14 protein-coding genes are annotated in these 16,503 nt (G+C 36.4%); 5 read left to right on the forward strand and 9 right to left on the reverse strand.

The genetic code is table 11. The features are described 5' to 3' along the window. Positions 1–79: 79 nt before the first annotated feature. From asnB to GKP30_RS06600, 3 genes are all read right to left on the reverse strand, one after another. Positions 80–2,011, reverse strand: coding sequence for an asparagine synthase (glutamine-hydrolyzing) (gene asnB, locus GKP30_RS06590; RefSeq protein ID WP_216828627.1), 1,932 nt, complete (start codon positions 2,009–2,011; stop codon positions 80–82). Between the two features lie 246 nt (positions 2,012–2,257). Further along, positions 2,258–2,980, reverse strand: a complete 723-nt coding sequence (locus GKP30_RS06595) for an HAD family hydrolase (protein WP_216828628.1) — start codon at positions 2,978–2,980, stop codon at positions 2,258–2,260. A 120-nt stretch (positions 2,981–3,100) separates the two neighbouring features. Continuing rightward, the gene (locus GKP30_RS06600; protein ID WP_216828629.1) at positions 3,101–3,613 is read right to left on the reverse strand and encodes an acyl-CoA thioesterase; all 513 of its coding nucleotides are present in this window, start codon (positions 3,611–3,613) and stop codon (positions 3,101–3,103) included. Positions 3,614–3,819: 206 nt separating this feature from the next. On the opposite strand from GKP30_RS06600, the gene pepV reads away from it, so the two are divergent. The 4 genes from pepV (at position 3,820) to GKP30_RS06620 (ending at position 8,742) form a co-directional block, all read left to right on the forward strand. Then, on the forward strand, positions 3,820–5,238 hold the full coding sequence (gene pepV, locus GKP30_RS06605) for a dipeptidase PepV (RefSeq protein WP_216828630.1): 1,419 nt from the start codon (positions 3,820–3,822) through the stop codon (positions 5,236–5,238). A 122-nt stretch (positions 5,239–5,360) separates the two neighbouring features. Next, the gene (locus tag GKP30_RS06610) at positions 5,361–6,089 is read left to right on the forward strand and encodes a tryptophan-rich sensory protein (RefSeq protein ID WP_216828631.1); all 729 of its coding nucleotides are present in this window, start codon (positions 5,361–5,363) and stop codon (positions 6,087–6,089) included. Between the two features lie 185 nt (positions 6,090–6,274). After that, on the forward strand, positions 6,275–7,132 hold the full coding sequence (locus GKP30_RS06615) for a hypothetical protein (protein ID WP_216828632.1): 858 nt from the start codon (positions 6,275–6,277) through the stop codon (positions 7,130–7,132). 407 nt (positions 7,133–7,539) lie between these two features. Continuing rightward, entirely contained in the window at positions 7,540–8,742 is a 1,203-nt protein-coding gene (locus tag GKP30_RS06620) for an L-lactate MFS transporter (RefSeq protein ID WP_216828633.1), read from the forward strand. 49 nt (positions 8,743–8,791) lie between these two features. Here GKP30_RS06620 and GKP30_RS06625 read toward each other — a convergent pair whose 3' ends face one another. From GKP30_RS06625 to GKP30_RS06640, 4 genes are all read right to left on the reverse strand, one after another. Beyond that, positions 8,792–9,250, reverse strand: coding sequence for a DinB family protein (locus GKP30_RS06625; RefSeq protein WP_216828755.1), 459 nt, complete (start codon positions 9,248–9,250; stop codon positions 8,792–8,794). Positions 9,251–9,330: 80 nt separating this feature from the next. Next, positions 9,331–10,749 (reverse strand): ABC transporter permease, encoded by a 1,419-nt coding sequence (locus GKP30_RS06630; protein ID WP_216828634.1) that lies wholly within the window; start codon positions 10,747–10,749, stop codon positions 9,331–9,333. A gap of 14 nt (positions 10,750–10,763) precedes the next feature. Next, on the reverse strand, positions 10,764–11,705 hold the full coding sequence (locus GKP30_RS06635) for an ABC transporter ATP-binding protein (protein WP_216828635.1): 942 nt from the start codon (positions 11,703–11,705) through the stop codon (positions 10,764–10,766). A gap of 200 nt (positions 11,706–11,905) precedes the next feature. Beyond that, positions 11,906–12,793, reverse strand: coding sequence for an SDR family oxidoreductase (locus GKP30_RS06640; RefSeq protein ID WP_216828636.1), 888 nt, complete (start codon positions 12,791–12,793; stop codon positions 11,906–11,908). A 128-nt stretch (positions 12,794–12,921) separates the two neighbouring features. Between GKP30_RS06640 and ltaE the strand changes: the two genes are divergently transcribed. Next, positions 12,922–13,950, forward strand: a complete 1,029-nt coding sequence (gene ltaE / locus GKP30_RS06645) for a low-specificity L-threonine aldolase (protein ID WP_236034935.1) — start codon at positions 12,922–12,924, stop codon at positions 13,948–13,950. Positions 13,951–14,052: 102 nt separating this feature from the next. On the opposite strand, the gene GKP30_RS06650 is transcribed toward ltaE, so the two are convergent. Beyond that, a complete protein-coding gene (locus tag GKP30_RS06650; RefSeq protein ID WP_216828638.1) occupies positions 14,053–14,985 on the reverse strand; it encodes a D-2-hydroxyacid dehydrogenase in 933 nt (310 codons plus the stop codon). Between the two features lie 34 nt (positions 14,986–15,019). Then, entirely contained in the window at positions 15,020–16,330 is a 1,311-nt protein-coding gene (locus GKP30_RS06655; RefSeq protein WP_216828639.1) for a phospholipase D-like domain-containing protein, read from the reverse strand. Between the last annotated feature and the right edge of the window lie 173 nt (positions 16,331–16,503).

The raw sequence follows: 16,503 nt of genomic DNA on the forward strand, positions 1-16,503 counted from the left end.
TATGTTCTGGAACTAAAAGGGAAAAAGGGAATAAAAAAACCAAAAACCAAAAAAGTGAGGTATTCCCTCACTATTTTGGTTAGATATACTTTTTATTTTCCTTATCAACAAAGCTCTTTTCATAAGCTTCTTCAATATTTTGCTTATGCCAAATCATGAATAGTAATACAGACCATAAATAGCGACTATGGTCCCCTAAGCTTTGTTTACTTTTCCAGTGCCTTGACCTAAATTCCTTATTCCCCTGACGATGTTCCTCAAGTTGTTTAAGGATGTAGTTTTTATCAAACAAGTAATCAGTATTACTCTCCTGGATTAAATTTCTTGCCCAGTCATACAATTCATTTTGCAGCCAATGACGTAAAGGTACAGGAAAACCAAGTTTTCTCCTATTAACAACATGATCAGGGACTATTCCCTCGAGTGCTTTTCTAAGAGCATACTTTGTCGTCTCTTTTGTGACCTTAATTGTTGGATGAAGTTGTGAAGCCACTTCAAAAACTTCCGGATCGAGAAATGGTACTCGTAATTCAAGAGAATGTGCCATTGTCATTCGATCCGCCTTGACAAGGATATCTCCTCTTAGCCACGTGTGTATATCAATATATTGCATTTTGGTAACATCATCTAGATGGGAAACCTTTTCATACAATGGCTTAGTCACGTTTTGATAATGAAATTTTGGATAGTAGCTTTTTAATAGTTTTGCTTTTTCCAGTTCACTAAACAATTTCGCATTACCGATATACCTTTTTTCAATTGGTGTACATCCTCGTTCGATAAAGTTTTTCCCTTTAATACCAGAAGGGAGATTTTCAGCAATGGATTTAAGTATCTTTTTAGTATTAATTGATAATGAAGAAACTCTTCTTAATGAAAGTGGTTCTTTATAAATACCATATCCACCAAAAAGCTCGTCTGCCCCTTCTCCAGATAACACGACTTTTACATGTTTACTTGCTTCGCGAGCTACAAAATAAAGGGGAATCGCTGCAGGATCAGCAACTGGATCGTCCATATGCCAGACGATTTTGGGTAGTTCCTTAACAAACTCTTCAGGCGTGATTTCATACGCAATATTTTCAACATCTAACTTGTCTGCAGTTTTTTTGGCGATATCAATTTCACTATACCCTTCTCGTTCGAAGCCTACAGTAAACGTTTTAATATTAGGGTGAATTTCTTTTGCAAGAGCAACAATGGCTGTTGAGTCAATACCACTTGATAAAAAGGAACCAACTGGAACATCACTACGCATATGAAACTTTACAGAATCCTTAAGAGCATTGAGGATTTTTTGCTTGCTATGATTTATTGAAGAAATATTAGGCTTAAATGTTGGTTCCCAATATTTCTTTATAGTTAGCGGCTGCCCTACTTTCTTTATGAACATATGTCCAGGGTCTATTTTCTGAACCCGTTCTGACATCGTCAGAGGTTCTGGGACAAATTGGTAAGTCAAGTAATGATGAAGCGCCTCTTGATTAATCTGTTCCTTTTCTTGAGCATATAAAATGCTCTTCTTTTCTGATGCTACAATTAAACCCTTATTAGTTTCTTTATAAAATAATGGCTTAATCCCAAAGCGATCTCTAGCTGCGTAAAGGGTTTGTTCCTCTCTATCCCAAATTACAATCGAAAACATTCCTCTTAAATCGTAAAATGCTTTTTCCTTCTTCTTTGAAAATAATGCAATAATCACTTCTGTATCTGAATATGTTTTAAACTTATAGCCATCTTTTTGAAGATGGGTTTTTAACTCAAGATAGTTGTAAATTTCTCCGTTAAAAACCATCCAGTACCGATTATTTTCATATGTAAATGGTTGTTTCCCTTGCTCTAGATCTATAATACATAGCCTTCTAAAGCCTAATTTTACATAGTCATCAAAATAAAAGCCAACATCATCTGGTCCTCTATGCGTAATAAGGTTGGTCATATTAAAGAAGGTGTCGTTACTTATTGTCTCATCTTCTTTCTCCATTTTTAAATAGCCTACAAATCCACACATAAATGTTTGGTCCCCCTATAATTTGTTGCACTTTTATTTAACGTTTTTATAAATCTGGCAACTTATTAAAATCTTCGGACGCATGAAAACTTATAAAGCATAAAAAAAGGATAAAAAATATTTTATCCTTTAAGAGTAGTATTATCTTTAATTTTTATGTTATACGTGGACTAGCTTAGCCATCTTAAACAGCTAGTTATACTCAAAGGTCTAACTTCACTTGCAAAAGGAAATACGGATCAGTAGTTATTTGGCAAAAACTCCCGTACGCTTCACGATCCTCTCATACAAATCTTCTAACGTCCCGCTTTCATCTATTGAATAAGTAGCTGTTCCCCGATCAATGACATGACCTTCGACAAGAAATGTTCTCATACCCATCGTACTAACAACCATGTCCTCCTGCATATCATTTCCAATCATTATGCATTCTTCTGGAGTGACTTCTAGACGATTACAAATATCTTCGTAATAATGAGTGTGTGGTTTCGTAAATGTGCTTTCCTCATAAACGGTCACCATTTCAAATGGCATGTCAGCAACTCCAGCCCACTGTAAACGGTGATGAATAGCTACTTTCGGAAAGACGGGATTCGTTGCAATAGCTACTCGATACCCTTGTGAGAAAGCTTCGTCTACAATCTTTTTAGCGACAGTACTCGGCTGACTCAAATGAGAAAATGTTGGAAAAACGGCATCATAAAAATGATCCAATGCTGGCCAAATCTCTTCCTTCTTTACATTTGCTACTTTTAAAAACGTTTCCTCAAACACTCTTTCGTTTGTTAAACTAGGATCTAAATTTTTCATCATCGCTTCAGTTCCTGCCCAAAGCGCTGGCACAAAATGTTGCGGTTCAATTATATGTGATACTCTTGGTGCTAATTCTTTAATATAAGTTTGTATAAACGCTTCTGTATCCATAGGAAGTAACGTACCATCTAGATCAAATAAAATAACTTTTGCCATTAATTATCGCCTCTTATATTATTTAAATTTTCGTAGAAAGACCAATCCAAATTATAACATAAATCCCAATTTTAAAGCATGTAAGTTTATTTATAATCACTGGAGTTATTTTACTGTCTGTTATTCCCACGGTTTAGTTGTCGTTATAAATTCAGCCATTTCTCTACTTTGTTTTCTTCTCTCAATTCGAATCTTCGCTCGTTCATGACCTGTATTGTTAAGTTTCTTTTCTTCTTCCGTTTCTGGAATAACTCCAGGGACGGCTACAGGTCGCCCATCATTTCCTAAGCTTACAAATGTTAGAAAAGCAGTTGCTGCCATTCTTCTTTGTCCGGAATTAAAATCTTCGGCAATAATCTTCACAAATATTTCCATTGATGTTTTCCCTGTCCACGTTACAAACGATTCCAATGAAACCGCATCACTCTGATAAATAGGATTTAAAAAATCGACTGAATCAGTAGAAGCTGTCACAACATCTGTTCGACTGTGCAACCTTGCACTAATTGAAGCGACTTCGTCTACATTTCTCATTAAAATTCCACCAAATAACGTATTATGATTATTGGTTTCATTCGGTAATACTAAATGTGTCTTAATGACTCTTGATTCTTTTATAAATTTAGACTTCATCGTCGACCTCCTGTTCTATAATCATTATTCCTTACAGTTAAACATGTATAAACATCATTTAGTTAAATTTCTAAAACTCTAGCCTATGAAATAAACGAGGTGAAGAAGTTCTGGTATAATGATATTGTTCAATATATTTCGGTTTACTAAGGATTTTTATAGTTCTTTTCTTTTTCAAAAGTACATATTAGATTGGAGTGGCTTTTATGAATTGGTTTCAGGAAGTGCTAAAACGTAAAGATGATCTACTGTTAGATTTAACGAACTTATTAAAAATAGAAAGTACAAAGGATCTAGAAACAGCTTCACCTGCAGAACCGATGGGTAAGAATATAGCAAAAGCTTTAGATTATATGCTAACCCTTTCTGATCAGCAAGGGTTCTACACAAAAAATCATGAGGGATTTTATGGCTTTGCCGAATTTGGTACTTCAAATAGCGAGCATATAGCTGTGCTTTGTCATATTGATGTCGTTCCTGCCACTGGTCAATGGACTTCTCCACCATTTGAACCGACTATCCGCGAAGGAAAGCTATATGCCAGAGGTGCGATTGATGACAAAGGTCCGACCATGGCTGCGTTTTATGCAGTAAAGGTATTAAATGAGCTTCAATTACCCTTAAAGCGCAATGTTCGCATTATTTTTGGGACTGATGAAGAAAGTGGCATGAGTTGTATGAAGAAGTACCGGGAAGTTGAAGAGCGCCCTATCGCAGGCTTCGCACCAGACGCTACCTTCCCTATTATTAACGCTGAAAAAGGTCAAATTCATGTGAAGTGTGTCATGAATTACCGAAGCGAACCTGATCATTCTAGCTCAAGTCCTTTTACACTCTTTTCCTTTACATCAGGAACAAGAGCAAACATGGTTCCTGAAACAGCGACAGCTACAATTTGTGGTGATGTTACTACAATTGCAGAAAAATTTACATCCTTCTTAGAAAGTTATGATTTAAATGGCGAAAGCACGACCGATCATGATAAGCTCAGACTAGAGTTAAAAGGTGTTTCTGCTCATAGTATGGAGCCATTTAAAGGAATTAACGCTGCAGTTTACTTAGCCCATTTTCTTTCGACGTTCGAGTTTGATCAAAATGGAAAGGAATATCTATCGTTTATTAGTGATACATTTTATGAGGATCATTACGGAAAAGTCCTCGGTATTGCTCATACAGACGAAATAACGGGACCGTTAACCGTAAATCCTGCGATATTTCATTATGAACCAGGAGCTGAAGGTACCGTACAATTGAATATTAGATACCCTGTTACAGGTCATTTTGAAACGATTGAACGTGAAATAAAAAACACGCTTGATACATCTCTTTTTACAATTAGTGAAATTCGGAACAAAAATCCTCATCATGTGGATAAAGACACCGCTATGATCCGCTCTCTCCAACAAGCGTATCAGGAAGAAACAGGTGAGGAGCCAACACTACTATCAAGTGGTGGAAATACGTATGCGAGCTTACTGCCGAATTGTGTAGCCTACGGAGCAGTCTTCCCAGGAAAAGTTATGACTGCACATCAAAAGGACGAGTATATTGAAGTTGAAGATCTATTAAGAGCTACAGCGATTTATGCTAAAGCGATATACTACTTAGCTAATATGGAATCGTAATAAATTTATCGAACAGAACAAATCCATTACTAAAGGGACGCCCCATACATGACTGGGACGTCTCTTTCATATTATTTATAATTAGGAAAAAGCTTCCTATTAACATTCGTGAAAAGGAGGAAATGCTATTGACACTAATTTTAAATTGGCTCGCTTATCTATTTATGGTGTTAGTAAATGCACTTGCAAATATTATTCCAATTGGAGGAAAGACAACTGGGGAAATATCAGCTAGATTAGAAGTTTTATTTACTCCTGCAGGCTATGTATTTTCAATTTGGGGCTTAATTTACATGCTACTAGGGATTTGGCTCGTCAGGCAAATATCTAAAAGGCGAAGAAAGCTTCCACTTTATAGAGAAACCAGCCCACTTTTTATTTTAAGTTGTCTATTAAATGTTACATGGATTTTCCTCTGGCATTATCAATTATTTATTTGGACTGTCCTTGTAATGATTAGTTTACTCATTATGCTTATCCTACTTTATCGAAAAGTTAAAGATAATCAGCCAGCTAAGATTGACCAAGCACCATTCTCCATTTATCTCGGTTGGATAAGTGTGGCCACGATTGCAAACATCAGTTATGTATTGGTGGAATACAACTGGGACGGAATTGGCTTATCACCGATCACTTGGACGATCATCATGCTCATTGTTGCAACACTATTAGCTATACATTTTCGAATTAATGAGAATGATCGACTTTTCTCACTTGTATTTGTGTGGGCAATCATCGGTATCGGAGTACAAAACCAAGTAAGCTACCCAAGCTTATCGAAATTCGCTTACATGCTTGCAGCTATTATTTTTATCGTTACACTCCTCCCAATAAAGCAAAAAGGTAAATAGATGAAATGTAAATACCTAATCACTACCTCTATTTTTTGTTGGCAAATGGCGTCCCTTACCAATAAATTATTAGATTAGGCATTTTAGGATATTCTAATCGTAAAGTTGGATGGAGCTGTAGTTAAGTTAAATTACAGGTCCCGTCCAATATATCCCATTAATAGTGTGGTTAGGTGGTTCTTTAAATGAAAAATAGAATATTTTACTTAAGCTTAAACTTATTTTCATTATTACTATTAATTTTCACATTTCGCAAAACAGAAAAAGCAAAACGAAACTATTTTATACCACTTTATTTAGCTTTTACTGGGCTTAATTATTTTTTTGAATTTATCATCCTAATTATCGGGAAGAGTTATGAGTATGATCCGAAAATAATGAAACAGCAATATTTCGATAATATATTGGGCTCAACCGTTTCACAGCTGTTTGTCGTCCCCACGACAAGCATGTTTATGAACATGTTAAAGTTAAAAGCAAGGTGGTCGATCTTTTTTTCGTTACTACTGTCAGGTATTGAAAGACTTTTTGTTAAGCAAAACGTTTTTAAGCAGTATTGGTGGAAAACTCCATATACAACAGTCGGTTTACAGTTTTTTTATGGTTTAGCGAAATTTTGGATGATACAAGTTATAGAAAAAAGAAATAAATGGTTTGAGTTATTGACGATTTATTTTTCAATTTTCGTTTGCTATTCCACGATGAATTTTTTACATGTCTCACTTTTTAAAACGTGTCTTTTTACTATTCGTCTATATAAAAATCCATACCGCAGCCATGTAGCGATTTCAACTTTATACAGTGCTTTTAGCTCAATAATATTCGTTATTGCAATATTAAAAAATATGAAATATAGGATAACCACCGCTGTCTGTTCTTTCTTGATGTTGGAAACTTTGCTAATAAAATCAAAAATAATAAAGATTTTTTCTTATCGAGCATTTTATACTGCTTCCCTTATTACAAAGCTTGCAAGTCTTGCAGTTGGTGTGTACATCCAGCGGTTGTTAAACAAACCAAAGGTATCAGATATTCTAGAATGATTATTGTTAAGTTTTCTTTTATGAAGGCGATACTTTTTCTATGTAATCGCCTTCATTATTTTTATATAATTTTTTAATTGACACTTACAAAAACTATGCCATAATAGGAAAGGCAGCATAAAAATAATACATTCAGGAGAGTTGTTGCCTTTGCCATCACAAGGGTAAGAGAAATCAACAAGAATGGTTTTTATTAATTCCGAATATGGTTCACAACCCAACAATCTAAAATTAACATCTAATTAAAATGGAAACTTTTTGTAAACACATAATGTGAGTACTAAGGAGGCCAGCGTTGTTTGATTTTTATGTCAATCACGTTGGTCTTTTTTTGATGTTGAAAGGCCTTTCAATTAATCTAGTTAGTTTGAAACTATACATATTAGAAAATCAAGGAGGTTTTACTTTTGAATAGATGGTTCGTCGTCCTTGGCGCTGTTATTATTCAAATTAATTTAGGAGCAGTGTATGCGTGGAGCTTGTTTAATCAGCCATTGATTGATAAATTTGGCTGGGCTAGAGAAGATGTTGTCGTTACGTTCTCCATTACAATTGCTACCTTTGCCCTAACGACCATTTTTGCTGGTAGGCTGCAAGATAAAATAGGACCGAGATGGGTTGCTACGATTGGGGGACTTTTACTAGGCTTAGGACTCATCCTATCTAGTCAAGCGACAACACTTATGCAACTCTACTTATACTACGGTGTTATTGGCGGAATTGGCATTGGTATGACTTATGTTTGTCCTTTATCAGCATGCGTAAAGTGGTTTCCAGAAAAAAGAGGATTTATAAGTGGGGTCGCAGTAGCTGGATTTGGATTAGGTGGCTTAATTTATAAGCCCGTAATCGGATACTTAATCGAACTCACGGGTGTATCTTCTTCGTTTTTATATCTAGGATTGATCTATTTATTCTTTGTTGTAGCGGGAGCACAATTGTTGAAAAATCCACCAGCAGTTGATCAAACGGCACCTGAAAGTGCAGTTTTACTAAATACGCACACCCAATTTACACCTAAGCAAATGTTGACAACTTATCAGTTTTATTTATTATGGATTATGTTTTTATTTGGTAGTATGGCTGGTTTAATGGTCATTAGTTTTGCAGTAGATATCGGCATTGAAGTAGCAAAGCTCGACCTTGAAAAAGCGGCTAATGCCGTAATGGTTATTGCACTTTTTAACGCAGCAGGACGAATTTTGTTAGGAAACCTTTCCGATCGTCTTGGGCGAATGAGCACATTAATGCTTATCTACGGATTAACGGCTATTATCATGCTTTACATGAGCTTTTGGGAGATGAATTACTGGTCGTTTCTAGTTTCTGTTTCGTTAATTGGTTTTTGTTTCGGCGGGTTCTTGGCGCTATTTCCTTCAGTTACTGCTGACTTCTATGGAACTACAAATATTGGTAGTAACTACGGATTTATGTATCAAGCCTATGGTCTTTCCGCTTTTGCGGGACCATTCATCATTAAAGCTCTTCCGTTTTCACAAGCTTTCCTCCTTGCAGGTCTTATCTGTGTTATCGCAATGATTATGGCCAAGCTTGTTAAAATGCCAAAACCTATCACACCAAAGAAGTACATCGGGAAAGAAGCTGCATAATATATAGCAACAAACCTCATTTTTCATTGTAGAAATGAGGTTTGTTTAACTATAGATTTCTACCAATAAAATGAGCGGGCACTGGTGCTAGATGAAGCTGTCTTGCCCATACAGAAAGTTGACCAATATGATGGATTTCATGTGCAATGACATGGTGTAATATGGCATCTCTAGTATACGGCTCGTTTTCCCACGCAACCAATATCTTTTCATTGTTTAATTCCTCTTTTTTTGTTCTGAAAAAATCAACTATTTCACCCCGAATTTCATCTGACAGTGACTTAACTTTTTCAAGCGTATTATAATCATGGAACTCAAAGACTATATCTTCTTTTACCTGCATTCCACGAATCCAGCTATATTCAACCTCGATAATATGAAAAAGGGTTTGCAAGAAACTACCTACGCCGCCGTCACGTTTTTTTATCAACTCTTCAGGTGAAAGTTGTTTACACCACTCAAACCATTCATCTCTTACCTGCCAGTTATACTGAAAGAATTTTATTATGATAATCACACTCTTTCTAATAGTATCTTCCTGTATAACATAACAAAGCACTAACACTATATCAATGAAAATGACATCGGTTAGGATTCCTTTTCTACTTCGGTGGTTTTCTTAAATAGCTTTTGTTTGTGACGTTTGTGACCATTAGATATATAGTTTCTTAAGTTCCAAATCGAAGTGAACATAAATACTGTCCCAAAACTTCCTAACACAAGCAAATGGCTTACAATATCTTTAAAGCCTAATTCTCGTACTAGAATATCTTGATAAGCTGTTAACGCCCATGCGTGTGGCGTAATAAAGGCAATTTGTTGCATTAAGTCTGGCATGACAAATAAGGGAACCATTGTTCCGCCGAGTGCTGCCATTGTTAATATGACCATGACTGACCAGCCAGTAATTTGTGATTCCGTTTGAACGAGTGAAGCAATTAACATCCCTAGAGTAGAACTAACCCAAACTAAAGCTAAGCTAATGAAAACTAGAGCGATCAATGAGGTTCCTAACGACATCCCAAAGACGAAATGACCAAAGCTAAAGAGAATAATGACCTGGGTGAGACCGATTAAGTAAAATGGTATCCATTTTCCAAATAGTAAACTCCAGCCGTTAACAGGCGCGCATAGTATTCTTTGCATGGTCCCCGCTTTTTTCTCGTTTAAAAATGATCTACCTGCAAACGTAACGATAAAAAAAGCAAACATGACAGTGTAACCTGGAACATTTTGCTGGAAAGGGTCTGGTTGAGTGGAGCGTTTATTTGAACCTGTTAAAGAGTCAATCGTTAAATTTGGATTTTGAAAAGCTGCTTGAGCCTCTATTTTTAGGTCATTCTTGACACCATCTAGTAAAAACGACTCTTTTTTAAACTCGCTGACAAATCGTTGACTTTCAAGTGGATCTAGAGGGAATAGGTCAACATTCAGGTTATTTAAAAGTTGCACATATTCTTGTTCATATTTCATCTCAACTTTTGTTAGTTCTTCATTCATTTTCTCGTTAATGATTTCTACCTGATTATCAACCATTCTGTTAATTGTAAACTGCATCGAAAAAGACTGCGTGACACCTTCAATCGCTTTTTCTAAAACAGAGGTTGAACTTCTTTGAGCAGCATCTTGAAAACTGGTTATAGAAATTTGCTCCTGATTATTCAAGGCTTGACTAAAATGACTTGGAATAATAATAGAAAACGGATATTTCCCATCAAGAATAAGGGATTGGACTTGTTCTTCCGTTAATTTTTTATCTTCTAACACCGTGATAATTGAAACTCCATCGACCTCATTTAGCGTCTCTATAAAGCTTTCAGCCTCTCTACTTGAGTCCTGATTTACAACTAGAACTTCAATATCTTTTCCACTTAGGTTATACATTGGCATTAATGCAAAACTCATCACACTAATGAACATAATTGGAAGTAAAAATAATACAACAACAGCCCCACGATCTTGAAACAGTATTTTAAGATCTTTTTTCGTAATCGCTAAAAATGACATGCTACTCCTCCAAATTATTCTCTTAATGCTTTTCCAGTTAACCGTAAGAAGACTGTTTCTAAATTAGGCGGCATAATAACTAAATTCTCAATCAATATTTTTTTAGTTTGAAGCTTGTTCATTAATGTTCCGATCGCCTCTTGGATATCCATTGTGACGACAATACTAATCTTTAACCCACTATTTTCAACCTCTTTTACAAATGGTAAATGACTTATTTCAAGAAGAGCTTGTTCTAGTTGTTCATGAGCACGTAGTTGAAATTCAATGATACCAGCAGCTACACTATCGACTAAGTTTGAAACGCTATCAAGCATCAGTAGTTTACCATGATCAATAATCGCAACTCGGTCACATAGCGATGTCGCTTCTTCCATATAATGCGTTGTATAAATGACCGTTTTTCCTTCTCTTTTTAACAGATCGATTAACTTGTATATTTTGATACGAGACTGTGGGTCGATTCCTACAGTTGGCTCGTCCATTAAAACGACTTTAGGGTTATGTAAAAGTGCTGCCGCGATATTGATTCGCCTCTTCATTCCACCTGAATATTGGGACAATGGTTCTCTCGCCCGGTCGCTAAGGCCTGTTATTTTTAGCAGAGAGGTAACTCGTTTTTTTAACTCTTTTCGTTTCATTCCATATAAAGAGCCAAAAAAGTATAGGTTATCAAAACCATTCATTTCACTATATAAAGCTATTTCTTGTGGCACGACACCTACGGAAGACTTTACTTTTTTCATATTTTTCGTCAATTCCATTTGATTAAACCAAACGACCCCATTTGTAGGTTGGAGTTGTGCACTAAGCATGAGAAGCGTCGTCGTTTTCCCAGCGCCGTTTGGCCCTAGGATTCCGAATACCTCACCTTGCTTTATACTTAAGCTGATCCCACCCACTGCTTTTCTGTCGGCGTATTCCTTTTCAACGTTTTCTAATTCAATGATGTTCATAAAAACTCCTTACACCGTTTTTTAGCTATTTTTACCATGAATAATCGAGGCCATACAGCACACTCCAACAAAAAAATTTTTGGAGAGGTTTGGAAAAAAGACTTTTGGGAGTTTGAACGAAAATAAAAAACTTGCTTTATAAAATGTAAGCAAGTGTAAGGGCTTATACAACGTAAGTACCATTTTTCAATAAAAGTCACTTAGCTCCCTGTTCTAATGCCCCCATTAACGTGAAGCATTTGTCCAGTTACATAGCTCGATTCATCACTTGCTAAGTAAAGATATGCTGGAGCAAGCTCATACGGTTGACCCGCTCGGTTCATCGGAGTGCCATATCCAAAACTCAACATTTGTTCAGCAGGAAAGCTTGAAGGGATTATTGGAGTCCATATCGGTCCTGGTGAAACCCCATTTACCCGAATTCCCTCATTCACGAGATCAAGAGCTAGTGAGCGCGTAAAAGTTACAGTTGCCCCTTTAGTTGTGGAATAATCGAGGTTTCCTTGTTGCCCTTCATATGCAACCGCGGAAGTTGTATTAATGATAGAACTTCCGCGGTTTAAATAAGGAAGCGCTGCCTTTGTTAAGTAAAAATAGGAAAAGATATTGGATTGAAAAACTCGTAGTAGTTGTTCTGCTGTTATATCTGTAATACGTTCTTTCGGGTACGACTCAGCACAGTTATTCACGATAATATCGACTCTTCCAAAAAACTGCATCGTTCTCTTAATAACATCATGACTTATTTGTTCCTGGCCTAGATCACCAGCGATGGCAAGACAATGTTGTCCTATTTGTTCTATACGTTGTTTCGTTTCTAATGCATCAACATGCTCGTTTAAATAGATAATAACAACATTTGCTCCTTCTTTAGCAAATGCATAAGCGACTGCTCTACCGATTCCACTATCTCCACCAGATATTACCGCAACCTTACCTCCTAATCTCCCAGTAGTTCGATAGGTAGGTGTTTCAGAAATAGGCCTTGGTCTCATCAGCCATTCAAAACCTGGATGAAACGGTTGATGTTGGGGAGGAAATTGCACAGGGATTTTTTCAGTTCTTATAACATATTGCTGCTCGTTCATAGTTCTCCCCCTCTGTTTTGTTTTATCTGTTACCATATGCCTATCATAGAATATAGGTTCTTTTCCTATTTAAACTTCTGTTTGTCCTGTATAATGGTGTATAAAATAACAACATGGGAGAGAAAAACATGACTTTTATTGATTTTCGAAGTGATACAGTCACAAAACCAACCGAAGAAATGAGGCAGGCGATGTTCACTGCTGAAGTTGGTGATGATGTTTATGGAGAAGACCCTACGATAAACCGCTTAGAAGCATTAGCTGCTAAAATACTAGGTAAAGAGGATGCATTATTTGTAACAAGTGGAACACAAGGAAACCAAGTTGCGGTTTTAACGCATTGCAGATCAGGTGATGAAGTGATACTAGAAGCAGAATCCCACATCTTCTTATATGAAGGTGGCGCTTCCTCAGCTTTAGCAGGGGTACAAACACGCCCCATTCCAGGAATAAAAGGAGCACTCGATCCACTTGATGTAAAAAAAGCGATTCGAGGCGACGATATCCATTATCCATATTCAGGTTTAATCTGTTTAGAGAATACTCATAATAAAGCAGGTGGAAAAGTCGTACCGCTTCAAACCATGAAAGAGATCTATGAGATTGCTAGAGAAAAAGAGGTACCCGTCCATCTTGATGGCGCAAGACTATTTAATGCTGCAGTAGCCTTAGGTGTGCCTGTGTCCGAATTAACGAAATATGTGGATACAGTTCAGGTGTGCCTTTCTAAAGGGCTTTCTGCGCCTGTTGGGTCAATCCTCGCGGGAAGTAAATTGTTTATTAAAGAGGCACGTAAATGGAGAAAGCGCCTCGGGGGTGGATTACGCCAAGCTGGTGTGATTGCAGCTCCAGGGATTATCGCTCTTGAAAAAATGGTCGATCGTCTAGCGGAAGACCATACAAACGCACGTCTGTTAGCGGAGGGGTTAGATACTATCCCGAAGCTATCTGTAAGTGTCGAGGATGTTGAGACAAACATCATTCTTTGTGATATTAAACAGACAGGGTTATCAAACGATCAATTTTTAAACCAACTAAAAGACCAGGGCATTCTAGCAGTTCCTTTTGATGATGGCATCATTCGTTTTGTTACGCACCGAGAAGTAACAAGTGACATGGTACACACCGCCGTTCAATCTATTAAGCAAATGATTTAATTTGTTTTATCTATGCTTTTTGCGAAAATAGTGAAAATAGTATAGATAAAAAATGAAGGCCTCATCCGACTTGTTGATGAGGTCTTCATTTTTTGAATTAAGTTAAAACCCTTTACTTATTTCAACCTTATTACGAAGCGGTTTTTTAGCTTCAATGTTCATTAAGGTATCTACGAAGCAGTCTACTCCTTCATCAGGGGTTGTGACAGCTGATATGTGTGGGGTAATAATTACACTTGGATGTTCCCATAAAGAGCTATCTTTTGGAAGTGGCTCTACCGTGAAAACATCAAGGACTGCAAACTTTATATGCTTATTTTCAAGAGCTTGAAGTAATGCTTTTTCATCTATCGTTGCACCTCTACCGACATTGATAAACCCTACGTTAGATAAATGATTAAATACTTTTTCATCAAAAAGAGCCTCTGTTTTTTCAGTTAACGGTAAAGTATTAATGACATAATTCACTTCATTTAGCCGTTCTTCATGTGCGCCGATCGTTATCACTTCTTTAAAGTGTTCTTTGTCTTTTCCGCTCAAAGATACGCCAAAAACATCGACACCTAATGACGAAAGAATTTCAGCTGTTTTTTGACCAATTTCTCCTGTTCCAAATATCATGACCTTTTGTTCATTAAGTAATTTTGGAGTGAGCGGCTTCCACGTTTTTTTAGCTTGTAGTTCGTTAAATTCATTGTGAAACTGTATATCTTTTAATATATAACTTAGACAGTATTCAGCAATTCTTTGACCAAATGAACAAATCGTCCTTGTTAATAGGACTCCTTCAGGCCATTGTTTTTTGAATAGAAAACGATCGACACCTGCACCAAGGGAATGAACCCATTGGACTTGGCAATAATCATAATCTTTTTTTGTATTAAAAGCGACAAACGCATCAGCCCACGCTAAATCAGCTGATGTTACCCTTTCTTCAGGTAAAAAACGAAAATTCTTAGTTATCTCTCTTTTTTCCATAAGCGTTTGTATCTCTTGATACATTGGACTTACGACAACTATGTTATTGATGTTCATTCTCACACCTCTTATATCAATATTTCTTATACTATTACAACATATTTTCAACTAGCCGTACGGGAATTGATAAGATTTTAGTAATTATAGCTTTTTTAAATGGTACCTTTTCCTCTTCAACAAGAGGGTTATAGACATAAGTACCATCATAATTTACAAGTAAACTTTGTCTTTCAATCACAGCTTCTACTTCTTGAATTAATAGATCGGCAAGCTCTTCACTATCTATTACTACCATAGATTCGGTACTTAGAAATGTACTTCTTGGGTCTAAATTAAACGAACCAATAACACTAATTTGATTATCAAATAGAAATGACTTAGTATGCAATTGATTCGTAGAATTTTGGTACTCATATAGATTAGCAATGGAACCTGCAATTTTCTCTCGGTACCTCTTATACCCTGAATAAGCAATCACATTAGAAGTTGCACTTAATGAATTTGTAAGAATAGTAATGTCGTTGGCTGAAATGTTACTTGTATTTAAATGTTTTGTCATATTTTTAGTAGGAATGATATATGGACTTTGAATTAAAATTGATTGCTCAGCGTGTTCCATAAGGTTAGTTAATTCATACCAAACCCATGGCTCTTTATTCATTCGTTCTATCGGGTTATGAATAAAGGTAATTTTATTTGTAGGTACCGACTGATCAAGCCAATCTAAATCATTCTGAAGGAATTCGGGGTGATCCAAAAAAAAAGTGTTAAATAACAGTCTGAATGTATCTAGACTATCTTGAGCGACTCCTTTTTGTTTGTAGGATAATTGCGTTAAAGGTGTTTTAGTATATTCATGTTCCCACACTTTATCAAAGTACTCCTTCATATCATTAACGACGCTACCATTGATACTATGCAAATCCGTGTTAATAATTATGACATCCCTGTCATTTGATGCGCCTTCAAAACCTTCTGGAGCAAAATATTTATCACCAATATTTCGGCCACCGATTACTGCATACTCTTTATCACTAATAATCAGTTTATCATGAAGTCGATTATTTAATGTCCATGGACGAAGGGCGTCAATCGGTTCATAAAATTTAAGTTCAATATTATTATGGAAAGTAAAAGCGTAAAGTACGTCTTTCATCGAACCTCTAAGATTATGAAACATCCCATCTAGTAAAATACGGACCTTAACTCCTCTATCCGCTGCATCAATTATACTCGAAAAAAATACGTCACTAGCCTTACCAGCATGGAGGACATGATAAGTAATATCGAGAGTATCCTCTGCATTTGCAATAAGATTAACGCGAGCAACTCCTGCGTCCAAAGGGTCTTCAACAAGTACAACCCTGTCTTGTGAACGATCATCTCCATAGAACTGCTCCACGTTAACCCCATCTAAATAGCTACTTTCTAGTGGTTTTTGTATGCTAAAAACAAGTACTCCATATAGGAAAGCATACATAACATAACAAATCGTAATTATAACCGTTAGGGTGAAAAACGATAAAACTACTCTTCTCTTAATAACGAACCACCCTCTTCATGTCAAGTGCCAGG

It is taken from the genome of Alkalihalobacterium elongatum (genome assembly GCF_019024285.1).
Classification (GTDB): domain Bacteria; phylum Bacillota; class Bacilli; order Bacillales; family Bacillaceae_F; genus Alkalihalobacterium; species Alkalihalobacterium elongatum.